We start from the raw sequence: 26,635 nt of genomic DNA, 5'->3' as shown, positions 1-26,635 counted from the left end.
GAACTGTTGACAATGCTCTTGGGCCTGCTTACTTTGGCCCGACCACCTGCATGTGAGGAGCCTCGATGTTCCGGAAGTCAGCTCTCGGCGTCGTCGCGGCGGGTGCCGCGATCGCACTCCTGTCCGCCTGCGGTGCCGGCCCCGGAAGTACCCGCAGCGCGTCGGCCGACGGTGGCCGGCCCGACGAGCTGGTCTTCGCCGCCATCCCGTCGGAGCAGAGCGACAACCTCGAGGCGTCGTTCGCCCCGATCGTCTCCGCGCTGCAGAAGGACCTCGGCGTCCCGGTGCGGTTCCAGGCCGTCACCAGCAACGCCGCCGTCGTCGAGGCGCAGGTCGCCAAGCGCGTGGACGTCGCCGTCTACGGAGCCTTCAGCTACTACCTGGCCCGCAGCCGTGCCGACGTCGAGCCCGTCGCCGTCCCGCTGGCCGCCCCGGGCGGCGACCCCGGCGCGTACGCCTACGGGGTGACCCGCGGAGACGACAAGAGCATCGCCTCGCTCAAGGACGTCGCCGGCAAGGACGTCTGCTTCACCGATCCCGGTTCCACCACCGGCTACCTGCAGCCCCTGGCCTCGCTGCGGGAAGCCGGCGTCGACGTGGACAAGGACGTCAAGAAGGTGTTCACCCACGGGCACGACACGGCGGTCGCCTCGCTGCTGGCCGGCGACTGCGACATCGCCTTCGTCGGCGACGTGTTCATCGACCAGCTGCTGCCCGCCCGCGGCCAGCTCAAGCCGGGGCAGGTCACCAAGGTCTGGACCTCTCCGCTCATCCCCGGGCCGCCGATCGTGGTCGGCACGTGGCTTCCGCAGGACGTCCGCGACAAGATCACCAAGACGGTGACCGGCCTGACCGCCACCGGCGCCGCCTCCGCCGGGCTGTGCGAGGGCAGCGAGATCAAGGGCCCGAAGAACTGGGGCCAGTACGCCGACGCGACGGCCTGCACCCTCGGCGCCTCCACCGCCTGGACGTTCGTCAAGGCCACCGACGCCACCTACCAGCCGATCGCGCGCATCTGCGAGATCACCAAGGCGGAGGTGTGCACGTCCGGTGGCTGAGGAACCCGCCGTGATCGGCGATCTCGTGCTGCGGCTGTCGGAGGTCGGCAAGGGCTTCCACGGCGCCACCGTGCTCGACGGTGTCTCACTGGACGTCCCGCAGGGGCAGTTCGTCGCGTTGGTCGGCCCCTCCGGGGCAGGCAAGTCCACACTGCTGCGGCTGGTCAACGGCATGCACCTGCCGGACAGCGGCACCGTGCGCACCCTGGGCGAGAACCCGGCCGCCTGCTCCCGGAGCCGGCTGCGCGCCCTGCGCGCCAGGGTCGGGTTCGTCTTCCAGCAGTACGGCCTCGTCGGGCGGCTGTCCGCGCTGGAGAACGTGCTGATGGGGTCGCTGGCCACCCTTCGGCTGCCCCGATACGGAGTGATGAGCTACCCGCGCGCGCTGCGGATCCGCGCCGTGGAACACCTGGACCGGGTCGGGCTGGCGGACCGGCGGTTCCAGCGCTGCGACACGCTCTCCGGTGGGCAGCAGCAGCGGGTCGCGGTGGCCAGGACCCTGCTGCAGAGCCCCGAGCTGATCCTCGCCGACGAGCCGGTCGCCTCGCTGGACCCGGCGGCGAGCGTACTGGTGCTCGAGACCCTCAAACGAATCAGCGCGGAGGACGGCATCTCCGTGGTGTGCAGCCTGCATCAGGTCGAGCTCGCGCTCGCCACCGCCGACCGGGTCGTGGCGCTGCGCGGCGGCCGGCTGGTGCTGGACGAGCCGGCGGCCGGCCTCACCACCGAGCGGCTGCGGGAGATCTACGACACCGCGGGGGCCCGCGATGGTTAGCACCGCCCCCTCCACGCGCACCCCGGCCATGGCGGAGCCTGGTCCGCTGCGGCCGCCGTGGAGCGCCCGCGCCCTCATCGCGGCGGGGCTGCTCGTCGCCGCCGTGGCCGTCACCTGGCTGACGTTCTGGTGGATCGGCCTGTCCCCCGCCTCGCTGGCCGCGGGACTGGACGACACCGCGCGGCTGCTACGCCGGATGTGGCCGCCGGACCTGCCCGGCGCCGGCGACGTCGTCTGGATGATCGTCGAGACACTGCTCATCGCGGTGGCGGGCACCGGCCTGGCGGCGCTGGCCTCGGTGCCGCTGGCCTTCCTCGCCGCCCGCACCCACCGCGGGCCCCGCTGGCTGCGGCCGGCCGCCCGGGTGGTCGTCGTGCTGACCCGGGCCGTGCCGACGCTGGCCTTCGCGATCCTGTTCGTGCGGATCTTCGGCCTGGGCCCGCCGGCCGGCGCGCTCGCCGTCGCCGTGCACTCGGTGGGAATGATCGCCAAGCTGCTGGCCGACGCCGTCGAGGAAACCGACCCCGTTCCCGCCGAGGCGGCCCGCGCGTGCGGGGCGAGCGAGGTGCAGGTGGCCGTCTCGACCGTGCTTCCCCGCGTGTTCCCGGCGCTGACCGGCATCGTGCTGTACCGCCTCGACATCAACATCCGGGCGTCGGCCGTGCTCGGCGTCGTCGGGGCCGGCGGCATCGGCGTGGCGCTGCAGACCGCGCTGGGCAGCCTCAACTACCACAGGGCGGCGGGGATCATCTGCGTGATCGTCGTCCTGGTGCTGCTCCTGGAGCTGCTGTCGGTGGCGGTCCGCCGCCGCACGGCCGGCCACGGCACACTCCCCCGCCGCACACTCCCCCGCCGCATCCGGGCCGGCCGGTCCCCCGGGGACACGGCGGGCACCGCCGCGCTGCCCGCCGGGCGCGCCCCGCACGACGTCGGCTGGGACCGCGGCCGGGTGCTGCGGGTGGCCGGCGCGGCCGCCACCGGGGTGGTCTTCCTGGTGTCGCTGTGGTCCCTGCACCCCGACCCTGCCCGCCTGTCCGGCGCCTGGCCCAATCTGCGAAGCGTACTCACCGGCATGTGGCCGCCCGCGTTCTCCGGCGACCTGCTCATGGCGGTGCTGGAAAGCCTGCTCATGGCGCTCGGCGCCGCCTCGGCGGGCGCCGCCTGCGGGCTGGTGCTCGCCCTGCTCACCGCCGTCAACACCACTCCCTGGCGGCCGCTGTCCGCGGTGGTCCGGGTGCTGCTGGCAGTGGTCCGGGGCATCCCCGACCTGGTGTACGCGCTGCTGTTCGTGGCCGCACTGGGGCTCGGCCCGTTCGCCGGTTTCCTGGCGCTGTGGATCTCCTCCACCGCGTTGGCGGCCAAGTTCTTCGCCGACTCACTGGAACAGCTCGACCCGCTGCCGCACGAGGCGCTGACCTCGGTCGGCGCCCGCCGCTGGCAGGCGTTCGCCGCCGGGATCTGGCCGCAGTTCGTGCCGTCGTTCACCGGCAACGGCCTGTTCGTGGCCGACCTGGCGCTGCGCGAGTCGGTCGTGCTCGGCATCGCCGGCGCGGGAGGCGTCGGCTACCTGATGCAGGAGTCCATCGCCACGCTGCGCTACGACACCACCGCCGCGATCGTCATCGCGATCGCCGTCGTCGTGTACGCCATCGAGACGCTCGCCCGGGTCGCACGCAGGCACCTGCTGTGAGCGGACGGGCTCATGACGGGAAGGGAAGGGACCTCACCATGACCACCACCGCCGACGGCCCCGGACGCGCCTCCGACTGGGACCCCACCGCGCCGGAGACCTTCGACAGCTCCCACGAGGTCTACGCCGGGCTGCGGCGACGCTGCCCGGTGCCGTGGAGCGACGCCTTCGGCGGATTCTGGGCCGCCACCCGCTACTCGGACGTGGTGCGGGTGGCCCGGGACAGCGCGACGTTCAGCACCGCGGTGCAGAACGTCGTCCCGCACGTGCCGCGCGCCCAGCGCCGGCCGCCGCTGCACTTCGACCCGCCCGAGCATGACATCTACCGCGCTCCGATGGACCGGGTGCTGCGCCGCAGCGTGGTGCGACGCCTCGAACCGGCCTTCGCGGAGGCGGCGCGCGAGCTGCTGGGGCCGCTGCTGGCCCGCGGCGGCGGCGACTACTCCCAGGAGTTCGCGCTGCCGTACGCGGCGCAGTGCTTCGCGCTTTTCCTCGGCCTGCCGGTCGGCCAGGTGCTGGAGATCCGCCGGATCGGCGTCGAGTACAGCTTCGCCATCCAGGAGATGGACCGGGCCCGGGTCTTGGCGGCGAGCGACGAGCTCTACGGGATCGCCAGGGCCATCGTCGAGGACCGCCGGGCCGACCCCCGCGATCCGGACGAGGATCTGGTGACCAGCCTGTTGCAGGCGTCCGGCGACCCGGAACGGCCCATCCCGTACGACCTGGTCGTGGCCACCGTCCGGCAGACCATCGTGGCCGGCATCGGGGCGCCGCACGCCGTGCTGGGCAGCGCCGCCGTCCACCTCTCCCGCGACCCCGCCCTCCAGGACCGGCTGCGCGCCGACCCCGGGCTGCTGCCGGCGACGATCGAGGAGCTGCTGCGGCTGTACGCCCCCTATCGGGTGTTCGCCCGCACCGCCACCCGGGACGTGGAGCTCGGCGGCCGCACGGTGCGCGCCGGCGAGGCGATCGCGATGATCTTCCCTTCGGCGAACCGGGACGAGGCGGTGTTCGACGACGCCGACCGGCTCGACCTGGAACGCCGCCCCAACCGGCACCTCGCGTTCGGCCGGGGCGCGCACCGCTGCCCCGGCGCGGCGATGGCCCGGCTGGAGATGACGGCCGCGCTGGGCGAACTGCTCGCCTGCACCACGCGTGTCGAGCCGGACGGCGAGGTGGAGATGTTCAACTGGCTGGAGTTCGGGCCCAGGTCGGCGCCGCTGCGTCTCGTCCCCCGCTGACGATCACGCCCGCGGATCCGCCGGCCGCGAGCACCGGCCGCCGGCGTCCGCCCGGCGCGACCATCGCCTTCGGCTGCCACCTCTCGGCTCGGGCGCAGCGGGGATGCAAACCGCGTCACATATGACGTTTACCGGAACCGGCGCCGAATGGATGTCGCTCGTCGAATCGTGGACCGGGCACGTCGGCACGCCGCCGATCACCCGGCCACGGTCGGCGTCCGGTCGCCCAACCTTTGCGGGCGCGGTCAGCCGCGTACCGCGCGACGGCATGTCCGGGCCACACCGGCGTACGTCCCGGCCGCTCCACATCGCGATTTACGAAGTAACGAGGGGATTGACATTAATGACATAAAGCTGAACGATCGTCTCCGTTGGCGACGGCCATGTGCCTCACAACAGCTGCCAGGCGCCCTGCCGGCCATTCGCGGACCTCGTCGGGCCCCCGAGCCAACACCCCCTGCCCGTCCATCAACCGTGGAGGAAACGCAACATGCTTGCCCGCTCCATGACCGCGCGCACCCTGCTGGCGGCGACCGTGGGGGCGGTCGTCCTCGCCGGCTCCGGCGCGGCCGCGGCGTCGTCCGCCCACAATCCGCCACCGCCGAAGACCCCCTCGCCCGGCGCCTCGACGCGGGCCGTGCTGCCCACGGTGCGTGAGGCCGCCGAGGGGTTGCCCGGGCACACCGTCTACCGCCCGGCCGATCTCAAGGCACTGCGCAAAGGCAGCCTGCCCGTGATCGTTTACGGCAACGGCGCCTGCGCGACGAGCAACCTGGAGGGGATCACGTTCCTGACCGGGCTGGCCTCCCAGGGATACATCGTCGTGGCCAACGGCGGGGTGGACGAGTTCCCCGTCCCCAACACCCCCGAGAACACGATCGCGCACCCCGAGGCGCTCCTCGCGGCCGCCCACTGGGCCACCGAGTCGAAGCAGGCCCGCAAGCAGTTCGACGGGCGGGCGGACACGACGCGGGTCGGCGTGCTCGGCCACAGCTGCGGCGGCGTCGAGGCCCTCGCCGCCGGGACCGACCCCATCTTCGACGCGGTCGCCGGGTTCAACACCGGATACTTCGCCGACCCGGCCTTCGGCGGCTACGGGCGCGACCGTCTCGCCGGTCTGCACACCCCGACGCTGCTGGTCAACGGTGGTCCCGACGACGTCGCCTACCAGAACAGCATCGACAACTACGCCCTGCTCAAGGTTCCCGCCGCACTGGTCAGCGACACGGCCGCCGGCCACACCGGCCTGATCGCGGGTCTCGAGGCCACCAAGGGCTGGCAGGTGGCCGCCGACTGGTTCAACTACGTCCTGCGCGGAGACCGGGCCGCCGGGGCGCGCTTCGTCGGCCCCGCCTGCGGGCTGTGCGGCGAGGACGGCTGGAAGGTCGAGTCGAAGGGGCTGTCGCTGTGAACCGCCGTAGAGTGACCGCGTGCCTGGCCGCCGCGCTGGCGGCCGTCGTCGGAGGCGGAACCGCCGCCGCCGCTGCCCCCGCCGGGGCTCCCGGCGGCACACCGTGCCTGCCGGACTCCCCCGCCCGCCCGACGTGCATCAGCGGCACCCTCAAGGACGGCACGCCGTACGAGTTCGTCGTCCCGGCCGACTGGAACGGCACCGTGGTGGTCGCCCTCGACTTCGCCGGATCGGGCCGTAACGAGCCCCTGACCGCGCGGTTGCTCGCCGACGGCGTGGCCCGCGGCGGGACGAGCCGGGCGATCACCGGCTGGGACATCCGGTCCGCCATCGACAACCAGGCCGAGGCGCTGGCCCGCTTCGAGCAGGCCTACGGCCGGGCCCGGTACGCGATCGACTCCGGGACCTCGATGGGCGGTTTCGTCTCCGCCGGCGTCGCCCAGGTCCACCCCGGCACCTTCGACGCCGCCGTCCCGATGTGCGGCGGTCTCGGCGGGTCGGTCGGCCAGTGGAACCAGAAGCTCGACACGGTCTTCGTGCTCGAGCGCCTGGTCGCGCCGGGGCTGCCGGTCGTCGACATCCCCGCGGACATCGAATCGGCCAGGAAGGCATGGCTCGACGCCCTGGCCGCAGCGCAGCAGACTCCCGAGGGGCGGGCCCGGATCGCACTGGCGGCCGCGATCGGCCAGTTGCCCGCCTGGGGACGCAACCCCGACGGGTCCGTGCCGCCGCCTCCGGACAGCGGGGACGCCGCGGCGCTGCAGCAGGGCGCCTACCTCGCGCTCGCCGGCGGGCCCCTGCCCTACATCGGGCAGGCCATGAGCAGCCGGCGCCAGATCATGGACGTCGTCGGCGGGAACCCGTCCTGGAACACCGGCGTGGACTACGACAAGCAGCTGGGCCTCGCCGACCCCGCCATGCGGCGTGCCGTCCGGAACCTGTACAAGGCGGCAGGCCTGGACCTCTCGGCCGACCTGAAGAAGCTGGCGGCCGCGCCCCGCATCGCGGCGGACCCGGGCGCCGTCAAGCGCTTCTCGCGCGGCATCGTCCTGAACGGTGACCTCCGGATCCCCGTGCTGACCGTGTCCGGCACCGGTGACCAGATCTCCACCGTCGCCCAGCAGCAGTCGTACGAGGAGAATGTGCGCAGGGCGGGAGCGGGCTCCCTGCTACGCCAGACGTACACCGAGACCGTCGGCCACTGCGACTTCTCGCCTGCGGAGCAGGAGGCGGCGCTGATGACGATGCTCGACCGGCTGCGGAGCGGTCACTGGCCCGCGACGTCCGCCCCGGCCATGAACGCTCGTGCGGCGGCGCTGGCGGCCGACCCCGCCCCCCGGTACGTCCCGTTCACCCCGCCCCGGTTCAACCGGCCCTATCCCGGCTGAGCCGCACGGAGCGCTGCCCGGGCCGTCCGGCCCGGGCAGCGCTCCTCTTCCCCGGACGTCCACCTGTGTGACCGCGGCGGGCCCGGCCTCGGCCGGGCCCGCCGCTCCAGGTTCACCCGGTCCTGATCGCGTGCCGTGTCGACGCTCACCCGACTGGGTGTACGCCTTCACCGCGAACGTCGCCAGGACCGGACCTGTGTCACCGTCAGCGCTGCAGGGTCAGCAGACCCGGACGGTAGGGCAGGAGGCCGTAGTCGACGCCATCGGAGCTGGGGCTGCGGCCCTGGTAGAGCAGCTGCAGGTTGCAGGGGTCGACGGTCTTGGTCTGGTCGGGGTTGTTGCGGACCAGGTCACCGTGGCTGATGTCGTTGGTCCAGGTGGCGCCGCTGTTGGCCTTGCCGGCGAAGGGGTTGCTCTCGGTCGCGGCGTTCGGGGTCCACGAGCCGCTCAGGCTGTCGGCGGTGAACGAGCGGAAGTAGCGGCCCCGCGAACCGATCGCCTCGACGAGCATGAGGTACTTGTTCTGGCCCTGGAGCTTGTAGACCTCGACCGCCTCGAAGAGGTTGTTGGTCGAGTCGCTCATGATCTGGGTGTAGTTGGAGCCGAAGCTGCTGGGGAAGTTGCCGATGGGCATGCTCTGCCGGTAGATCTTGCCGTTGTCGCCGGCGAAGAACAGGTACATGTTCTGGCCGTCACCGATGAGCGTCTGGTCGATGGGACCGGTGCCGGAGCCGGAGATGCTCGCGGTGGACAGCGTCTGCTGCGCCGACCAGCCATTGGGGTTGGTGGGGTCGCTGGAGGTGCGGTAGGAGAAGGCGGTCCCGCCCCACTGGTAGGCCAGCACCCAGATGTTCTTGGGGGCGAAGTAGAACAGCGTGGGCGCGACGGTGCCCGAGTTCATCTTGGTCTGGGTGGCCGAGGCCATGTCGGACCAGTTGGTGAACGTGCTGAAGCCCATCGAACCCCAGCCCGATCCATTGTCGTGCGTCGTCGCGTAGACCAGGTGCTTGCCGTTGTAGACGACGTTGGTGAAGTCCTTGAGCGAGACCCAGCCCGACTTCGGGTTCGCGAGTGCGCCGGTCGACGTCCAGCGGTACGACGACGGGAGAGCGCACGTGCCGGTCGGCGTTGCCGACGGGGACGGAGACGGGGACGTGTTCGGGGACGGGGACGTGTTCGGGGACGGGGACGTGTTCGGGGACGGGGAGGTGTTCGGGGACTGCGCCGGTGAGGGGCTGGGCGAGCCCGGGCTGCCGGTGCAGGCCACTCCGTTCAGGGAGAACGAGGTGGGCACCGAGGCGGAGCCGTTCGAGGACCCGTTGAACCCGAAGTTCGTGCTGCCGCCGCTGGGGATGCTGCCGTTGTAGGAGACGTTGGTGGCGGTCACCGACGAACCGGACTGGGTCTGCGTGGCGTTCCAGATCTGGGAGATCTGCTCGCCGGCGCCGAAGGACCAGGTCAGGCGCCAGCCGTTGACCGCGTCGCCGAGGTTGTTGATGGTGACGCTGGCGTTGAAGCCGCCCGGCCAGCTCGAACTGATGGTGTAGTCGACCCGGCAGGCGACCGCGGCCTGGGCGGGCTGTGTGGCCAGCAGGGTGCCGGCGCCGGCCAGCAGGACCGGGATGGAGCCGATCACGAGGGCGCGGCGCGAGGCCCGCCGGGGCGGCGCCGCGATCGTGCCGGCGGAGGGGCGCGGTGAGCGCGCTCGCCAGGGCAGACGCATCTGTATTCTCCTCATCGTCATGTCCGGCCGCCGTCAGAGGCTCGTGCGGGTAACGGCCGGGATGGCCGCGGTGCCGTTCGCGGTGCACCCGAAGGTCGTGGAGCCGCCGACGGCGATGGAGCCGTTGCAGGAAAAGCGGACACGCGGGGGTAGTCCCGCGCGATCGACGCCGCGTCCCGTGATCGGAGAACGCACACCATCAGGGCGTCGCGAAGGGCGGTCCTCGCCGCGCACCACCACATGGGCAGGAGAAGCCGCCTCGGGGACAAAGTGTGGAAACCATACTTAAATGTGTCAAGCCCTCTAAGAAAGTTTCAGAGCGACGCTCTCCCCGGCAGGGGCGTCGGCCCCCGATAACGCCTGATGAGCCGCACGCCCGTCCGCCGCCCCTCCGTGAGCGCGTGGCGCCGTCCTTGACATCGCCTCTTCGTCTTGTATTGGCTCCGACCTGCCACCACACACAACGATCCGGCAGAGAAGGAACGACGACGAGGAAGAATTGTTAACGCTAACAGCCCACCTGTGGCCACCGTCGCGGCGGTCATGGTGCGGGGCGGCCCGGCGGGCAGACACCACGTCCCTGGAGCCGCCCTCCCGAAGAGTCACCGAGGAGGTTCACGACGGCAAAGACGAACGTCGCGCACGGTCGCCTTCGTCGCGTCATGTCGTCACCGGTGCCGTGTCGGCATCGGCACTGCCGCGGACCGTGCGACGCCCGCACGGACACGTCACGTGATCGATGCTCCGGACCCATGCCCGCGGTTCTCTTCGTGCGAGTCCTCGTGTCGTGCGGCCGGCACCAGGATCTGCTCGCCGTCCTTGTCACGCGTCATCCAGAGATAGACCAGCGCGCCGGCGAACAGCACGATCGAGGTCCACTGGTTGATCCGCAGCCCCAGGAGCGTCACCGCGTGGTCCACTCCGCCCACCGGGTCGATCCGCAGACCCTCGATCCAGAACCGCCCGAACGTGTAGCCGGCGACGTAGAGGGCGAACAGGCGGCCGTGGCGTAGCGCGAACCGCCTGCCGGCCAGGATCAGAGCGAAACCGAGCGTCGCGTCCCACAGCGACTCGTACAGGAACGTCGGGTGGTAGAGCACGCCCGGCTCGCCGCCGTGCGCCTGGTCGATCTCCAGGCCCCACGGCAACGTGGTCGGACCGCCGTACAGCTCCTGGTTGAACCAGTTGCCCCAACGGGCGATCGCCTGCCCGAACGCGATGCCGGGCGCGACCGTGTCGGCCACGGCGCCCAGGGACAGTCCCCGGCGGCGGCAGGCCAGCCACACACCCACGCCTCCCAGGGCGACCGCGCCCCAGATGCTGAGCCCGCCCTCCCAGACGAACAGCGCCTGGTAGGGCTCCTTGACCGCGCGCGGGCCGAAGTAGGTCTGCCAGTCGGTGATGACGTGGTAGAGGCGAGCCCCGATCAGACCGAAGATCACCCCGGGGACCGCGATGTCGCCGATCATGCCCTTCTCGCCGCCGCGGGCGCGCCAGCGGCGCTCGCTGAGCCAGGTGGCGAAGAGGATCGCGACGATGAAGCACAATGCGTAGGCCCGGATCGGAACGAATCCGAGATGCCAGACACCTTGGGCAGGGCTGGGAATCGAGGCAAGAGGCATGCCGGTGAGGCTAATCACCATGAGGCCGCCTCGCCGCCTTCGTGACCCGATCGCTAACCTTCCGCAACGTGACGCGCGTTGACGAACCGTGCAGCACTCGACCGCGGCCGTGATGCGGTCCTCGGCCGTGCCGGTCGTTCGAGCTCAGTGGGTGGACCACCCAGAAATTATCGGCTCAATAACGAAAGTATCAGCTCCCTCATCGCTCGCGGCTCGGCTTTTCTCGGGTCACACCCGACGGGCTCCACGTAACTTTCACTGCGTCCGCCAACGCTCGCACCTCCGGTGGCCACTCATGACCAGGGCCGATCCGCCGAGACGACGCTCCGGGCGGATCCGGCTTCACACAGGTTGTTGACAGTTTCGACGACTCTGGCTGACACTTTCGCCGTCTGTCCGATAGTTTCGCCCACACGAAGGGCCTCGGCCACTGTCGATCCGGGTCACGAACCGCGACATGGTCCTCAGGCCGGCGACCGCGTGCCGACCGGTCAACCCCCGCCGCGGTGTACGACGCCGGCGCGCGGTGGCCGTCACCCCGGCCGCCGGCATCACCTGACCCGGCCGCCGTCGGCCCGTTGAGGAGGAAGCACGTCCATGAATCTCATTCCCGTCAGAAGCCGTGGGCGCGGTGGTGTGCGGCTGTTGATCGGCCGTGTCTGCGCCGTGGCGCTGGCCGCGGCCGTGGCGCTGCTGCCCGGCGTCGCCCACGCCGCCGTGACCACCAACCAGACCGGCACCAACAACGGATACTTCTTCTCGTTCTGGACCGACAGCCAGGGCACCGTCTCCATGGACCTCGGCTCCGGCGGCAACTACAGCACCTCATGGCGCAACACCAACAACTTCGTCGCCGGCAAGGGCTGGAAACCCGGTACGCGCAGGACCATCACCTACTCAGGCAGCTTCAACCCCTCCGGCAACTCCTACCTGTCGGTGTACGGGTGGACGAGGAACCCGCTGGTGGAGTACTACATCGTCGACAGCTGGGGCTCCTGGCGGCCCACCGGCACCTACAAGGGCACCGTCACCAGTGACGGCGGCACCTACGACATCTACGAGACCACGCGCTACAACGCCCCGTCCATCGACGGCAACCAGACCTTCAACCAGTACTGGAGCGTCCGCCAGCAGAAGCGCGTCGGCGGCACCATCACCACCGGCAACCACTTCGACGCCTGGGCCCGCTACGGCATGAACCTGGGCAACCACGACTACCAGATCCTCGCCACCGAGGGCTACCAGAGCAGCGGTAACTCCAACATCACCATCGGCGGCACGACCGATCCCTCTCCCGCGGTCTCGCCCTCCTCCCGCCCCTCGCCCGCGGTCTCGCCCTCCTCGCCGGGAGGCACCGGCGCGTGCCGCGTGTCCTACTCGAAGAACGAGTGGAACAACGGCTTCACCGCCGACGTGACCGTCACCAACACCGGCAACGGCACGATCAACGGCTGGACGCTGGCCTGGTCCTTCTCCGGCGGCCAGCAGATCACCAACTCCTGGAACGCCACAGTGAGCCAGAGCGGCTCGTCGGTGACCGCGCGCAACGTGTCCTACAACGGCTCGCTGGCCCCCGGTGCCAGCACCTCGTTCGGCTTCCAGGGCACCTACTCCGGCGGCAACCCCAACCCCTCGGCCTTCAGCCTCAACGGCTCGGCCTGCACCACCGGCTGACCACCACCGGCTGACCACCGGCGGCTGACCGGCACGACCGTGCGTCACGGCGCGGCGACGCGCGAACGGGGAGCGGGCGCCCTCGGGCCCCGCTCCCTCGCCACGCCGGCCCGCGTCCGACTCCCTCGCCATGCCGGCCGCGTCCGCTCCCCTGCCCGTCGCGGGCGAATCACCCTCCGGCGGGTCCGCGCGTCCTCGGTGCGCCGGGCACTTCCCCGGTGGTGAGCACCGGCGGAAGGGTCGGGTGGCCGGTGATGGCCTCCTCGATCCGGTCCACGGCGATGACGGCGCCATAGGCCAGCAGTCGCACCAGGTCGGCGTCGGTGCCGTGGACCGCGATGCGCCATGCGGTGACCTCCGTGTCGGTGACGTCGTGGGGTGCGAGGGCGGCGAGGAGGGCGAGTCGGGCGGCGGGCCGGTCGGCGGCGGGAAGGCTCGCCAGCCGTTGGGCGAGCCACGCGCCGGGTGACGGCGGGTGGGTGGGGTCCCACTCGGCCACGGCGGTCCGCAGGACGTTCCGGCCCGGTTCGCTCAGCAGCGCGCCGCCGGCGGCCGCGGCGCCGCGCAGCGCGGCGAACGCGGTCGCGATCGGTGTGCCGGCCGCCCAGGCGGGTGCGTGCCCCGACGGTATGCCGGCCAGCAGGGGCAGGCTGTCGCCTCGGGTGAGCTCGCGGTGAACGGTGCGGGTGTACGCCATGGCGCCGACGCGGCGTACCGACCGCGATCGTTGCAGGTTGCCGGGGAGGAGTTGTTCGTCGGTGAGCGCGGAGTACATGCGGTTGTTGAAGTGCGTGGACAGGGCGGTGCCGATGTACTCGGCGGCGAGTTCGGCCGGGAACGGCGGCGACGGCTGCGCCGCGCCGGGCACTCCGGTGGCTTTCGCCCAGGCGACGAGCTTGGCGTGGTCGGCTCGCGCCGGGGTCCGGTCGTGGAGCAGGTCCTCGGCGAGCCGATGCTCGCCGAGGGCGTGGACCAGGATGCTGTGCGCGTCGATGCAGAAGCGGCACCGGTTGGCGTGCGACACGGCGACGGCGACGACCTCCTTGCCGAGGCGGGGCGCGGAGCCCGCCACCTCTGACTCGCGCAGGAAGGCCCAGGCCGCGGCGTGCAGATCGGGTGCGGGCGACAGCATCATGAACGCGGCCTGGCCGAAGTCGGCCACGGACTGGGCGTAGACCTCGGCGACTCGGCCGGACGCCGCTTTCCTGGGCACGGGCGTGATGTGGCGGATCGACATGCAGGACTCCATATGAGGTTGTGGTTCCGCTGCCGGGTTGCCGGCGTCGTGGTCGTACGGCGGTTCGCCGGCGCCTGACGATGAGGGGTCGTGACCGGCCCTACCGCGTCGACTCGACGAAGCCGTTGACGATCGCGGCGAGCCGGGGGCCCTGGTCTTCCTGGACGAAGTGACCCGCGCCGGTGATGGTGGTGTGCGGTTGGCCTTGGGCACCCGGAATGCGCTCGCGCAACCACTGGTCGGGATAGGGGACGGCGTAGCCCGGGTCGTCGGTGTTCGGCGCCTGCGGCAGCAGGATCACGTGGTCGCTGAACGCGCACAGGAACGGTGTGGACAGTGTGCGCAGCACCGCCCATGCGTCGCGGTTGGGAACGGTGGCCTCGTCCCAGGGCGTGATGGGCACCAGGAGAGGGAACTGGCGGGCGCCCTGCCGATAGGTCTCGTCCGGGAACGGCGCGTCGTACGCGGCCTTCACCCCCGGACCGAGCTCGCTGATCGTGCCCGCCTCGACGACGGATCCGGCGTCGAACGGATCGGCCCGCTGGCTGTACTGCGTCCACGCGTGGAAGGCCCGGCCGACGTCCTGGTCACCGGTCGGCAGATAGGTGTCCGTCGCCACCACGCGGCGGAACCGGCCGGGATGTTCGGCCAGCAGCCGCAGCCCCAGCAGGCCACCCCAGTCGTGACACACCATGGTCACGTCGCGCAGGCCGAGCCGGTCGAACAGCGCTTCGCGCAGCCAGTCCACATGACGCTGGTAGGTGTACGCGAAACGGGACGCGGGCTTGTCGGAGCGGCCGAAGCCGACCAGGTCGGGGGCGACGCAGCGATGCCCGGCGGCCACGAGCGGGGGGATCACGTGCCGGTACAGGTAACTCCACGACGGTTGCCCGTGAAGGAGCAGGATCGTCTGCCCGGACGGCTTCACCGCGCCGGCCGGCCGCTCGTCGACGTAATGCATCCGCAGCCGGCCACCGGTGCCGTCGCCGGCGTCGACGTGGACGTAGTGCGGCTCGAACGGGTAGTCGGCCAGGTCCCGGAACCGGGATTCGGGCGTACGCAACACCTTCGTGTGGGGGGCCGGTGCCGATCGCGGCAGCCCGTCACGCGCCGGGGGCGGGAGTCGGAGCAGGCCGGTCGCCGCGGCGGCGGTCCCGGCGCCGAGCATGTGGCGGCGGGTCAGGACGGCCGGCGCGGGTGCGTCGTCACGGTCGTCGGGGCGATCTGCGATCATCGTGTTCCTCTTGTCTTGGCCGATCCGCCGGCCGGGTGGGCCGGCCGCGCCGTACGCGGCCGGGATGCGTGCACGATCGATGCGATCGAGGCGCGGCCTCGGGCTTTCAGACGGTCAGACGGTGATGAAATCGGCCATCATCGCCATGTCCTCGTGTTCGAGGTTGTGGCAGTGCAGCAGGAACGCGCCCTGGTAGTCGGTGAACCGCGTGAGGATCTCCACCGCCTCCGACGGGCGTACGTCGACGGTGTCCTTCCAGCCCGCGTCGTAGGGTCCCGGGGCGCCGCCGTTGCGGGACAGCACCTGGAAGTGGTCCAGGTGCAGATGCACGGGGTGGTGGAAGTCGGTGACGAAACGCCAGATCTCGACGGTGCCCAGCCTGGGTGTCGCCAGCGCGCGGCCCGGCCGGTAGGCCAGATCGTTGATGGCCCAGGCGCCGCCGCGGCGCTGCCGGAACACGAACGTACGGGTGGCGACGGCGCGCTGCGGGGCGAGCGGGGCGACGCCCGCGCCCAGCCGGTCGGGTATCGCGGAATCGTCACCGCGGTCCCGCCCCGTGACGTCGAACCGCATCACCTCCGCGGTGCTGCCAGAACCCAGGCGGTTGACCAGCCGCACCTTGCTTCCCGGCCGGTATCGGGAGAAGTCGACGACCACGTCGAAGCGTTCGCCCGGGGCGAGTTCCAGAGCGTCATGGCCGACCGGCCGGGCCAGCAGCCCTCCGTCGCTGCCGATCTGCACCAGGGCGGAACCGCCGGCCGGCTGCGGATCGAGTTCCAGACGGTAGCGCCGCGCGTTGGAGGCGTTGAGCAGGCGCAGCCGGTAGCGGGCCGGGTCCGTCTGCGCGACCGGCCAGGGTGCGCCGTTGACCAGGATGACGTCGCCGAGGACCCCGTTCATGTACGCGTCCGCCACGCCGCCGGTGGCGGTGACCGGATACCGGAAGGATCCGTCCGCGGCGAAGGACCGGTCGACGATCATCAGCGGGATGTCGCGGTGACCTCGCGGCAGGGGCAGGGCGTCGGACTCGTCGTCGGCGACGAGGTGGAATCCGGCCAGGCCGCGCCACACGTTCAGGCCGGTGTGTCCCATGCGGTGGTCGTGGTACCACAGGGTCGCCGCCCGCTGGTTCATCGGATAGGCGTACGCCCGCTCCCCCGCGGCCACGTCGCCGGGCATGCCGGGCATGGCGTGGTCGGCGGGCATGGCGTGGTCGGCGGGCATGGCTCCGGACGTGGGCAGGATGAGGTCGACGGGGTATCCGTCGCTGCCGGCGGGGGTGTGCCCGCCGTGCAGGTGCACCACGACCGGCTGCGGCAGGTCGTTGCGGTGACGCACCACGGTGCGCCGGCCCGAGCGTGAGACGATCGTCGGCCCGGGGAAGGTGCCGCCGTAGGTCCATGCCGGGGTCGGCAGGCCCGGCAGGATGCGCAGCTCCGCGACCCGCTGGGTGATCTCGTAGTGGTCCGTGGTGGAGTCGGTGCGGACCGGGGCGAGCCGGGAAGGTACGGGCAGCGCGACCCGATAGGGCTCGGGCAGCGCCGTCTGGCTGCGCAGCAGCCGGCCGGGCTGTCCCGGGGCGAGCAGCGCGGCGGCGGACGGCCACCCCACGCCCACGACGCCCACACCGGCCGCGGCCGCGCCGAGACGCAGCACCGCGCGCCGGTTCACGACAGCGCTCCGACCGGCCGGTCGTGCGCGGGAGCGGCCGCCTGGACCCGAGCGGGTAGCGGCGTACGCCACACCCACGCCGCGAGCCGCAGCAGGCCGACCACGGCGAGCACCCCGAGCGGGACGTGCAGGGTCAGCACCCGGCCCATCCCGAGCCCGGTCAGCCCGCCCAGGATCAGGGGAAACGCGAGGCCGAGCAACAGCACCGACCGGGGTCCGCCCGCCCTCCGCAGCACGACCACGCCGGCGGCTTGCACGACCGCGACGGCCACCATCACCATGGCCGTCGTCGCGTGCACCGTCACCGCGTCGTAATGCCCGCTGAGGAAGCTCCCTGCGGATACGGCTTGCGCCACCCCCAGCGCGCCCAGGCCCGCCGTCGTACCCCGGCACAGCAGGTACGGCCGGCGGCGGACGCGTCCGGAATCTCGCACACCATCTGTCACGACGACCCTCTTTCCGTTTCACAAGCATGGTGAGGCCGTGCGGGACGGCACCCCCGGCGTGTCGACGGCGAGACCGATCAACCGTCAACTTGAACATTCATGTTCAGGTTACGACGCTACCACCAAATCGAACATCCGCGTCCGACTTAGCGTTCTCGCAGCGCAGTGACACCGGGAGGGCCCGGACTTCTCGTGGCGGTACGCGGCGGCAACGTGGACTAATCTGTTCGGGTTGCTCGAGAACGCGGGCTCAGGGAGCGCAGGAGCGGAAATGGCAGCCACACCGCGCGACGCCGGTGACGGGTCGCGGTCCGCGCAGCGCCCCGGGGCGCAGGCCGGGCGGCGAGCCGACGCCCGGCGCAACATCAGATCCATCCTGGACGCGGCCCAGCTGTGCCTGGCCCGCGACGCCGACGCCAGCGTCGCCGACATCGCCAAGGCGGCGGGGGTCGGCCGGGTCACGCTCTACGGGCACTTCAAAACCCGGGCGGATCTCGTCGACGCCGTCCTGACACGCACGATGGAGCAGTCCGACGCCGCACTCGACGCGACCGACACCACCGGTGACCCACGCCAGGCGCTGACCCGGCTCGTCGGCGCTTCATGGCAGATCGTCCACCAGTTGCACTCCGTGCTCCGGGCCGCCCAGCGCGAACTGCCGCCGGAGCGGATCCGGGCCGTCCACGACCGGACCCTGCACAGGGTCCGGGCGATCATCGCCCGCGGGCGGCTCGATGGCGTCTTCCGCGACGATCTGCCCGAGAGGTGGCTCGTCACAACCGTGTTCACCCTGATGCACGCCGCGGCGGAGGACACCGCCGCCGGCAGGCTGGACGCCGACGATGCCGCGCGGGTCATCTCGGCGACGCTGCTCGCCGCCCTCACCGCGCCCGGCACGGCCGTGCCCACGCAGGCACCGTAACCGCCGACGTCACCGGTCGGTGCCTGGTCGCGCACGCCGACGACGCGGCCACGCGGCTCCGCATCCTCTCCGCCGGCGACCTGCTGGTCGGCCGCACCTTCGGACGGGTCCGGCGACTCTCCGCCTGACACCCGGTCGCGCCAGCCTGTCCCCTCTTTCGGCGACACCGCGCTGTGACCCATGTCACAGTATAAACCCGAACAGCAGTGTACGACTTAGGCGCTAGAGTAAAACTCGAACATAGTTGTTCGGGTTAATCGGGGGTCATGTCGCGCCCGCGATCGCCGTCGACGCACTCCCCCGCGATCACCCACCCATGTAGGGAGGTGAATGGCCATGACCTCGTTCGCCAAGGGCTGGTTCCCCAACTAGACAGACATGACCCAAGAAGTTGATCTCAGTCCGATTCGGTCACGAGAGCGTCGTACCGGGTCCGAGGGGGCAGAACGCCCCGGCAGTCATGCCGCCCTTCGGACCCGGCGTCGGCGCCCGCGAATACCTGCTGTGACCGTTATGACAGGGAAAAGCGAATCTCCGCATGGCAGAACCCTCCTCAGCGGCCTCGCGAAGCCGAGCACGCGCCGACGCCGGATACGGCACCGTGTTCGCGGTCAGGGAATTCCGGGCGATTTTCGCGGCCCATGTCCTTTCCATGCTGGGCAGCGTCTTCGCCGACGCCTCACTGGCCGTGCTGGTGTTCCGGCGGACCGGTTCGGCGCCGCTGACGGCGCTCGTCTTCGCCCTCGGCTTCCTGCCCTACGCTCTCAGCGGGATCCTGCTCTCCGGCGTCGCCGACCGATACCCCGCCCGCCGGGTGCTGGTGGCCTGCGACCTGCTCTCGGCCGGCTGCGTGGCGTTGATGGCCGTTCCGGTGACTCCGCTCGCGGTTGTGTTCGTCCTCCGCTTCGCCGTCTCGATGATGTCGCCGTTGTTCACCGGCACCCGGGCCGCGAGCATGGCCGACATCCTGCCGGGCGAGGTGTACGTCCTGGGTCGCTCGCTGGTGCGGATGGTCTCGCAGGGGTCCCAGATAATCGGCTACGGACTCGGCGGATTGGCCCTGGTATGGCTGTCACCCCGCACCGCGCTTCACGTGACCGCCGGCACCTTTCTCGGTTCCGCGCTGCTCCTGCGTCTGGGCACCCGTGGCCGCCCGGCCCGGGCGTCGGGGGGCGAGGCGATGATGCGCGCGTCGATCGCCTCCACCCGGCTGCTGCTCGGCGCCCCCCGGGTCCGCGCGCTGCTGCTGATGTGGTGGATCCCGCCGATGTACTTCATCGTCGCCGAGGGAACCGCCGCGCCTTTCGCGGACGCCGCGGGTGCGGGCTCGGCGGGGTTCGGGCTCCTCATGGCCGCGATGCCCGCAGGGACCGCGGTGGGCGAGGTGCTGGCCGGCGCCCTGCTCGGGGCGGCCGGCCGCGAGCGGATCGCATTGCCGCTGGCAGCGGGGTCGATGCTGCCGATGGCCGCGTTCGCCGTCCATCCGCCGTTGCCGCTCGCGGTCGCGCTCCTGCTGCTCACCGGGCTGTGCGCCGCCTACACGCTCGGCATGGACCAGTGGTTCGTGCACGCGGTGCCCGAGACGGTGCGGGGCAGCGCCATGTCCCTGCTGGGCGCCGGGCTCATGACCCTCCAAGGGCTCGGCGTGACCGCCGGCGGCGCCGTCGCCGCGCTGGTTCCCCCGTACGTGGTGATCTGCGGAGCCGGAACGGCCGGGACGGCCTGCATGTTCGTCATCCTGCGATCGGTGCGCGCGACGGGGGCGACGGCGCCGGACGCGCAGACGTAGACGCGACCCCGCCGCGTCCGCGCGTCAGCTGACCTCACACATGGGGTCGCCGTTGGAGTTCTTGAAACAGGTCACGTACTGATCGGAGTGAATCCTCGTCCAGACGCCTCTTGTTCTCCATCCCAGGATGGTTCCGTCTATCTTGATCACGTAGTCGCGGTCGGCGAAAGTGACCGCGTCGACGTCGACGCCCCCTCCGCCCCTGCTCTGGCCGGGAGCCAGCGGCTTCTGTTCGCACGTGGTGTGCCACCAGGACGAGGTCATGCCGCCGCCCCCGTTCCATACGTCGCACCAATGTGGGCCGCCCGTGCCCAGCACCTCGGTCGTGTAGATGGTCCAGGGAGAGTTGTTCTTCGCCTCGCCACAGATCCACAGGGTGCACCCTCCGGCCTGAGCGGGCGAGGACGACGCGAAAACCACACTGGATGCGAGCAGCGTGCCGATGATCGGCATCGCGAGTCGCCTGATCGTTTTGTTCACAACTTCCTCCTCGGCGATCCCATGCCGGCACAGACCCGATCGGCGCCGACGCTTGTCACGTGGGCGTCGTGGATCTCCGGCGCTCCGAGATTGCTGGGCCACATGACTCTGACGCAAGCTATGCGTGTCCCGGCTGACGCCTGGGATGCGACGATTGGTGCGACCTGCGCGGATTCGCCGGGCTGGGACGCGAGGATGCCCGACGGGTGGGGTGAGAAGGTGTCGGAACTGTCCGCGCTCTTGCACTCGCTGAAGGAACGCAGCGGCTGCAGCTACGCGGAGCTCGCCGGCCGCTGTGGCGTCAGCGCCTCCACATTGCACCGATACTGCCGGGGTCAGGTCCTGCCGGACAGCTACGGAATGGTGGAGCGGATAGCGCTGTCCTGCGGAGCGAACAAGGCGGAGTTGGCGGAGTTGTACCGCCTGTGGGCACAAGCCGACGCCGCCCGCCTCGAAGCCGGCCGCAAGCCCGTCGCTGACGATCTCTGGATTCCGGCGCCGGCATCCGCCGGGTACGGCCGGCGCCCTGCCCTCAGCGGCCGCAGGCCGATGCGTTTCACCGCCCTCGCCTGTGTGCTGGCCGCCGTGGTGATCATCGCTGCCACCGCTTCTTCTCCGGCCGGCCGGACGGCTGAGCGCCCGGCGCCGCAATGGATTTCCGGCCCGGCCTGGTCGCAGCCACCCACCCCGGTGGCCGCGGGGTTCTACGGCGTTACGATCAACAGCAGCAGCGGGGCCATGCCGACCTTCCGGGTCGGCGGGATCCGATTATGGGACAGCGGAACCCTCTGGTCCCTGCTCGAACCGGCCCGCGACCGGTTCGACTGGATCACCCTGGACCGCCTCGTCGGCTCCGCCCACCGTGCGAACCTCCCCGTGCTCTACACCTTCGGCGGCACGCCCCAGTGGGCGGCGCCGGACGCGCCACTCGGCCCCTACCCCGACGGGTCACGCACGGCGCCCCCCGATGATCTGAAGGACTGGGTCCGCTTCGTCAAGGCCGTCGCGACCCGATACGCGGGCCGGATCGACGCCTACGAACTGTGGGCGTTCGCGCCCTCACCGCACTTCTACACCGGCGACGCCGCGACGCTGGCCCGCATGACGCAGCAAGCCGCCGCGGCCATCCGCCGCGCCGATCCGGCCGCGACTCTCGTATGCCCCTCGATCGGGAATCTGTGGGAGCCGGCATCCCAGCAGTTCCTGCGCGACTTCGCCGCAGCCGGCGGATACCAGGTGTGCGATGCCGCCGGGGTGAAACTCGCCCCGCAGCACGACGGCGACACCCCCGAGAGCCTCGTTCGTCTCGCGGCCGTCATCGAGCGCACCTTCCATGAGGCCGGAGTGCATCCGCGGCTGTGGAGCACCGGGACCGTCTACCGCATCCCCGAAGATCACAAACTGGACCAGGCACACGCCATCGCGTACGCGGTGCGCTTCTACCTGATTGGGATGTATGTGCGATACGACCGCATGTACTTCTACAACTGGGGCGGCACGAAGATCCCGCTCGTGCTCCAGGCCGTGGGCGGGCCACCGACCGCCGCGGCCCACGCGGTGGACACGCTCCAGCACTGGCTGACCGGCGCCCGCATCACATCCTGTGGTCACAGCTCGCCCGACGGGCTGCCGGCACAGGTCTGGCAATGCCAGTTCGTGCTGGACAGCGCGGACGGCCGGGAACCTGTCCGGGCCGTCGTCCGCTGGACCGAATCGGGCACCGCCTCGATGCCGGCCGATCGCGGCGCCGACACCGTCCGATTCTTGGACGGACACTCCATGCCCGCCCCGCACACCCTGCAGATCACCGAACAGCCGGTGCTGATCACGATACAGCCCGGCCGCTGACGGCGCCCTGCGCGCGCCTGGTTCCGATCGGTACAGGTTTGCGCTGGGGCATCGGCGGTGATCCGCATGTAACCGGTTGCCGTCAGCGCCTGTGACATCCGTGTAACGGCTCATTCTTACGTTGTCGTCGTTGGATCCGCCCGCTGCGGCTGCGGCGCGCCCACTGCTCGGGGACGGCGTTCCGGCCCCATGGAAGAGAAGGGCCGATGACGGCGACAGGCTCGGACAACGCCAACGCTCAGGTGAAGACCGTCTGCTCCTACTGCGGGGTCGGCTGCGGGATCGTCCTCGATGTGGCGCGGGGCGCGGACGGGCGACGCCGGGTCGTCAAGGTCGGCGGCGACAAGACCCATCCGGCCAACGCCGGCCGTCTGTGCACCAAGGGAGCCACCAGCGCCGACATGCTCGCAGCCCCCGGCCGGCTGGAGCGGGCGCTCACCAGATCCGGCCGGGGCGCGGAGCCGCAGGAGACGAGCGTCGACCGGGCGATCACGGCGACGGCCCGGCGGCTGCGCGCGATCCTGGACGAGCACGGACCCGACGCCCTGGCGTTCTACGTGTCCGGGCAGATGACGCTCGAGGCGCAGTACCTGGCGAACAAGCTCGCCAAGGGCTTCGTCGGCACCAACCAGATCGAGTCGAACTCGCGGCTGTGCATGGCGAGCGCGGGCAGCGGCTACAAACTGTCGCTGGGCTCGGACGGACCACCCGGCTCGTACGAGGACTTCGACCGCGCCGAGGTGTTCTTCGTCATCGGCGCGAACATGGCCGACTGCCATCCCATCCTGTTCCTGCGCCTGATGGACCGGGTCAAGGCCGGGGCCAAGCTGATCGTGGTGGATCCGCGCCGCACCGCCACGGCCGACAAGGCCGACCTGTTCCTGCGGATCCGGCCGGGCACGGACCTGGCCCTGCTGAACGGCCTGCTGCACCTGCTGGTGGAGAACGAGCACGTCGACGAGAAGTTCATCGCCGAGCACACCCGCGGCTGGGAGGCCATGCCGGACTTCCTGCGCGACTACCCGCCGGCCGTGGTCGCCGAGATCACCGGCATCCCCGAGGCCGACCTACGCCAAGCCGCCCGGTGGATCGGGGAGGCCGGCGAGTGGATGAGCTGCTGGACGATGGGACTCAACCAGAGCACCCACGGCACCTGGAACACCAACGCCCTGTGCAACCTGCACCTGGCCACGGGCGCGATCTGCCGTCCCGGCAGCGGGCCGTTCTCGCTGACCGGCCAGCCGAACGCGATGGGCGGCAGGGAGATGGGCTACATGGGCCCCGGTCTGCCCGGCCAGCGCTCGGTCCTGGTCGAGGAGGACCGCCGGTTCGTCGAGGACCTGTGGGGCCTCGCGCCCGGCACGCTGCGCACCGACGCCGGCCAGGGCACGATCGAGATGTTCTCCCGGATGGCCGAGGGCGAGATCAAGGCGTGCTGGATCATCTGCACCAACCCCGTGGCCAGCGTCGCCAACCGCAAGACCGTCATCGCCGGGCTGGAGGCCGCCGAGTTCGTCGTCACCCAGGACGTCTTCGCCGCCACCGAGACCAACGCCTACGCCGACGTGGTCCTGCCCGCCGCCCTGTGGGCCGAGACCGAAGGCGTGATGATCAACTCCGAGCGCAATCTCACCCTGCTCCGGCAGGCCGTCGACCCGGCCGGTGAGGCGCTGCCCGACTGGCGGATCATCGCCAGGGTCGCGTGCGAGATGGGATTCGAGGAGGCGTTCTCGTACGACAGCGCGGAGGAGATCTTCGAGGAGATCAAGCGGGCCTGGAACCCGGCCACCGGATACGACCTGCGCGGCGTCACCTACGACCGGCTGCGCCGCACACCCGTGCAGTGGCCCGCCGCGCCGGACTCCGGCGAGCGCAATCCGATCCGCTACCTCGACGACGGCCGCAGCCGCACGCCGCTCACCGGCGATGACGACGGCCGCCCCCGGCTTGCCTTCGCCACGCCGGACGGCCGGGCCGTCTTCTTCCCACGCCCGCACCTGCCCGCCGCCGAACTGCCCGACGACGACTTCCCGTACGTGCTCAACACCGGGCGGCTGCAGCACCAGTGGCACACCCTGACCAAGACCGGCAAGGTCGCCAAGCTCAACAAGCTCAATCCCGGGCCGTTCGTCGAGATCAGCCCGCAGGACGCCGCCGAGCACGAAATCGGCGACGGCGACCTGGTGGCGGTCTCCTCCCGGCGTGGCCGGGCCGTCCTGCCCGCCGTCGTCACGGACCGGGTCATGCCGGGCAACTGCTTCGCGCCGTTCCACTGGAACGACCTGTTCGGCGAGTACCTCAGCGTCAACGCCGTCACCAGCGACGCCGTCGACCCGATCTCGTTCCAGCCCGAGTTGAAGGTGTGCGCGGTCTCCCTCGCCAAGGTCCCCGCCGAAACGACGGCCACGAGACCCGCCCCGGTCCTCGCCGCGCACGGCGCGTCGCAGGCGCCCGGCTCCGCCCCGGGTGATCAGATCTCCGCCGGCGCGCAGGTCCTCGCCGCGCCGGACCGTGTGGCGACGGTTGCGGCGCTGTCCGCCCTGTTCGGGTTGCCCGAGCAGGCCCCGCCGGACCTCGGTGCGCGGGAGCGCCGTTACCTGTCCGGGTTCCTGTCCGGCCTCACGCTCTCGCCGCTCACCGGCGCGGACGTCCCCGTCCTGCCGGACCACGCCCCCATCGACCCCGACCACGCGCTGTGGATCAACGGAGCCCTCGCCGGCGCCTTCTCACGGTCCCCCGCCCCGGCGCCGGGACCGCCGCCACGGGAACCCGTGCGCGAGATCGTCATCCTGTGGGCCTCGCAGACCGGCAACGCCGAGGAGTTCGCCTCGGCCGGCGCCCGCCGCCTCGCCGAGGCCGGCCACAGCCCCAGGCTGGTCAGCATGGCCGACTGCACACCGGCCGCGTTACCCGAGAACGCGGACGTGCTCGTCATCTCCAGCACATTCGGCGACGGGGAGGCGCCGGACAACGGCACCGCCTTCTGGGACGCCCTCTCCGACGCCGGCGCGCCCCGGCTGGACGGGATGCGCTACGCCGTGCTCGCCTTCGGCGACTCCAGCTACGACGACTTCTGCGGGCACGGGCGCCGGCTCGACCGGCGTCTGGCGGAGCTCGGCGCCACACCTCTGGTGCCGCGGGTGGACTGCGAACCTGACGAGGACGTGCGTGCCCTGGGCTGGCTCGAACAGATCCTCGACGCCCTGTCCGGCGCCGCCGCGACCGCCCCCGCGGCGCGCGAGCCCGGACCCGCCGCGGCCGTGCCCGCCGAGCCGTCCGCTCCCCCCGCGCCGAGCCGGTACGGCAAAGCCTCCCCTTTCATCGCGACGCTTTCCGGCAACCGGCTGCTCAGCCTTCCCGGCTCGGCCAAGGAAGTGCGCCGGTTCACCTTCGACACCGGCGGGGAACTGACCTACCGGGCAGGAGACGCCCTCGGCGTGGTGCCGGTCAACGGAGCCGACCTGGTCATGGAATGGCTGGCCGTGACCGGTCTCAGCCCCGTCGAGGACGTCGAGCTCCCCGGGCTCGGCATCCAGCCCTTCGGCGAGGCCCTGCGTCGCCACCTCGACATCACCAGGATCGGCTCCGGCCTGCTGAAGTTCGTCGCCGAACGCAGCCACGACCGTGACCTGGCCCGCATCCTCCGCCCGGGCAACAAGGGCGAGCTGGACAAGTGGGCGTGGGGCCGCCAGGCCATCGACGTCGTCGCCGGTCTGCCGGTCCGCGCCACGGCGCAGGAATGGGCCGGCGTACTCAAAAGGCTGCAGCCGCGGATGTACTCCATCTCCTCCAGCCCTTTAACCAGCCCCGAGCGGATACGCCTGACCGTCTCGGTGGTCCGCTTCGCCAACCCGCGCGGCGTCACACGGAGCGGCGCCTGCTCGGCGTACCTGGCCGACAGCCCGCAGGACGCCCCCGTCTCCGTCTACGTCCAGCCCACCACCCACTTCCGGCCTCCCTCGGACCCCGCCACCCCGATGATCATGGTCGGCCCCGGTACCGGCGTCGCGCCCTTCCTCGGCTTCCTCGACGAGCGCCGCGCTCTGGGCCACCACGGCCGCAACTGGCTCTTCTTCGGAGAACAGCGCCGTGCCACCGACTTCTACTACCGTGACGAGCTGACCGCGTTCCGCGACGACGGACTGCTCACCCGGCTCGACCTGGCCTTCTCCCGCGACCAGCGCACCAAGGTCTACGTCCAGGACCGCATGCGTGAACACGGCGGCCGGCTGTGGGCGTGGCTGCAGGAGGGCGCCCACGTGTACGTGTGCGGCGACGCCAGCCGGATGGCCAAGGATGTCGACCAGACGTTGCGCGACATCGCGACCCAGCACGGCGGCATGACCGCGGAGGACGCCGCCGCCTACGTCAAGCAACTCGCCGCCGCCAAACGCTACGTGCGCGACGTGTACTGATGCGGGCGATC

The 26,635-nt window shown here is 71.3% G+C and carries 18 protein-coding genes; 11 read left to right on the top strand and 7 right to left on the bottom strand.

Translation table 11 applies throughout. The features are described from left to right. The first annotated feature begins 65 nt into the window (after positions 1 to 65). The 6 genes from ACQPZZ_RS16845 to ACQPZZ_RS16820 all read left to right on the top strand — a co-directional run bounded on the left by ACQPZZ_RS16845 (position 66) and on the right by ACQPZZ_RS16820 (position 7,563). Positions 66 to 1,058, top strand: coding sequence for a phosphate/phosphite/phosphonate ABC transporter substrate-binding protein (locus ACQPZZ_RS16845; protein WP_363642976.1), 993 nt, complete (start codon positions 66 to 68; stop codon positions 1,056 to 1,058). Continuing rightward, on the top strand, positions 1,051 to 1,833 hold the full coding sequence (gene phnC / locus ACQPZZ_RS16840; RefSeq protein ID WP_432933084.1) for a phosphonate ABC transporter ATP-binding protein: 783 nt from the start codon (positions 1,051 to 1,053) through the stop codon (positions 1,831 to 1,833). The genes ACQPZZ_RS16845 and phnC overlap by 8 nt, the downstream gene beginning before the upstream one ends. Further along, positions 1,826 to 3,523, top strand: coding sequence for a phosphonate ABC transporter, permease protein PhnE (phnE, locus tag ACQPZZ_RS16835; protein ID WP_432933082.1), 1,698 nt, complete (start codon positions 1,826 to 1,828; stop codon positions 3,521 to 3,523). Before phnC ends, phnE begins: the two co-directional genes overlap by 8 nt. Before the next feature lie 38 nt (positions 3,524 to 3,561). Then, a complete protein-coding gene (locus ACQPZZ_RS16830; protein ID WP_432933080.1) occupies positions 3,562 to 4,764 on the top strand; it encodes a cytochrome P450 in 1,203 nt (400 codons plus the stop codon). Positions 4,765 to 5,254: 490 nt separating this feature from the next. Beyond that, a complete protein-coding gene (locus ACQPZZ_RS16825; RefSeq protein WP_432933078.1) occupies positions 5,255 to 6,175 on the top strand; it encodes an alpha/beta hydrolase family protein in 921 nt (306 codons plus the stop codon). Beyond that, complete coding sequence (locus tag ACQPZZ_RS16820; RefSeq protein ID WP_432933076.1) at positions 6,172 to 7,563, top strand: hypothetical protein; 1,392 nt, start codon at positions 6,172 to 6,174, stop codon at positions 7,561 to 7,563. The genes ACQPZZ_RS16825 and ACQPZZ_RS16820 overlap by 4 nt, the downstream gene beginning before the upstream one ends. Positions 7,564 to 7,768: 205 nt before the next feature. On the opposite strand, the gene ACQPZZ_RS16815 is transcribed toward ACQPZZ_RS16820, so the two are convergent. After that, positions 7,769 to 9,286: a non-reducing end alpha-L-arabinofuranosidase family hydrolase gene (locus ACQPZZ_RS16815; protein ID WP_432933074.1), complete on the bottom strand. Its 1,518-nt coding sequence runs from the start codon at positions 9,284 to 9,286 to the stop codon at positions 7,769 to 7,771. A gap of 728 nt (positions 9,287 to 10,014) precedes the next feature. Next, positions 10,015 to 10,908 carry a prolipoprotein diacylglyceryl transferase gene (lgt, locus tag ACQPZZ_RS16810; protein ID WP_432933072.1) on the bottom strand — a complete coding sequence of 298 codons (894 nt, stop codon included), beginning with the start codon at positions 10,906 to 10,908 and terminating at the stop codon, positions 10,015 to 10,017. A 597-nt stretch (positions 10,909 to 11,505) separates the two neighbouring features. Here lgt and ACQPZZ_RS16805 point away from each other — a divergent pair. Beyond that, positions 11,506 to 12,582, top strand: coding sequence for a glycoside hydrolase family 11 protein (locus tag ACQPZZ_RS16805; RefSeq protein WP_432933070.1), 1,077 nt, complete (start codon positions 11,506 to 11,508; stop codon positions 12,580 to 12,582). A gap of 169 nt (positions 12,583 to 12,751) precedes the next feature. On the opposite strand, the gene ACQPZZ_RS16800 is transcribed toward ACQPZZ_RS16805, so the two are convergent. The 4 genes from ACQPZZ_RS16800 to ACQPZZ_RS16785 all read right to left on the bottom strand — a co-directional run bounded on the left by ACQPZZ_RS16800 (position 12,752) and on the right by ACQPZZ_RS16785 (position 17,170). Further along, positions 12,752 to 13,819: a carboxymuconolactone decarboxylase family protein gene (locus ACQPZZ_RS16800; protein ID WP_432933068.1), complete on the bottom strand. Its 1,068-nt coding sequence runs from the start codon at positions 13,817 to 13,819 to the stop codon at positions 12,752 to 12,754. A 100-nt stretch (positions 13,820 to 13,919) separates the two neighbouring features. Next, a complete protein-coding gene (locus ACQPZZ_RS16795; protein WP_432933066.1) occupies positions 13,920 to 15,053 on the bottom strand; it encodes a haloalkane dehalogenase in 1,134 nt (377 codons plus the stop codon). 114 nt (positions 15,054 to 15,167) lie between these two features. Beyond that, positions 15,168 to 16,724: a multicopper oxidase family protein gene (locus ACQPZZ_RS16790; RefSeq protein ID WP_432933064.1), complete on the bottom strand. Its 1,557-nt coding sequence runs from the start codon at positions 16,722 to 16,724 to the stop codon at positions 15,168 to 15,170. Further along, a complete protein-coding gene (locus tag ACQPZZ_RS16785; protein WP_363636200.1) occupies positions 16,721 to 17,170 on the bottom strand; it encodes a hypothetical protein in 450 nt (149 codons plus the stop codon). The genes ACQPZZ_RS16790 and ACQPZZ_RS16785 overlap by 4 nt, the downstream gene beginning before the upstream one ends. Before the next feature lie 271 nt (positions 17,171 to 17,441). Here ACQPZZ_RS16785 and ACQPZZ_RS16780 point away from each other — a divergent pair, with 271 nt between their 5' ends. Both ACQPZZ_RS16780 and ACQPZZ_RS16775 read left to right on the top strand, forming a co-directional pair. Then, positions 17,442 to 18,092 carry a TetR/AcrR family transcriptional regulator gene (locus tag ACQPZZ_RS16780; protein ID WP_432933062.1) on the top strand — a complete coding sequence of 217 codons (651 nt, stop codon included), beginning with the start codon at positions 17,442 to 17,444 and terminating at the stop codon, positions 18,090 to 18,092. Positions 18,093 to 18,630: 538 nt separating this feature from the next. After that, positions 18,631 to 19,881, top strand: coding sequence for an MFS transporter (locus tag ACQPZZ_RS16775; protein WP_432933060.1), 1,251 nt, complete (start codon positions 18,631 to 18,633; stop codon positions 19,879 to 19,881). A 24-nt stretch (positions 19,882 to 19,905) separates the two neighbouring features. Here ACQPZZ_RS16775 and ACQPZZ_RS16770 read toward each other — a convergent pair whose 3' ends face one another. Then, on the bottom strand, positions 19,906 to 20,361 hold the full coding sequence (locus ACQPZZ_RS16770) for a hypothetical protein (RefSeq protein ID WP_432933058.1): 456 nt from the start codon (positions 20,359 to 20,361) through the stop codon (positions 19,906 to 19,908). A gap of 90 nt (positions 20,362 to 20,451) precedes the next feature. Here ACQPZZ_RS16770 and ACQPZZ_RS16765 point away from each other — a divergent pair, with 90 nt between their 5' ends. Both ACQPZZ_RS16765 and ACQPZZ_RS16760 read left to right on the top strand, forming a co-directional pair. Then, positions 20,452 to 22,209 (top strand): helix-turn-helix domain-containing protein, encoded by a 1,758-nt coding sequence (locus tag ACQPZZ_RS16765; protein WP_432933056.1) that lies wholly within the window; start codon positions 20,452 to 20,454, stop codon positions 22,207 to 22,209. 206 nt (positions 22,210 to 22,415) lie between these two features. Then, the gene (locus ACQPZZ_RS16760) at positions 22,416 to 26,624 is read left to right on the top strand and encodes a molybdopterin-dependent oxidoreductase (RefSeq protein ID WP_432933054.1); all 4,209 of its coding nucleotides are present in this window, start codon (positions 22,416 to 22,418) and stop codon (positions 26,622 to 26,624) included. Positions 26,625 to 26,635 lie beyond the last annotated feature (11 nt).

It is taken from the genome of Microbispora sp. CA-135349 (genome assembly GCF_050947365.1).
Lineage (GTDB): Bacteria > Actinomycetota > Actinomycetes > Streptosporangiales > Streptosporangiaceae > Microbispora.
The sequence above is the reverse complement of the archived record's forward strand: the minus strand, read 5'-3'. Positions and strand labels throughout refer to the sequence as shown.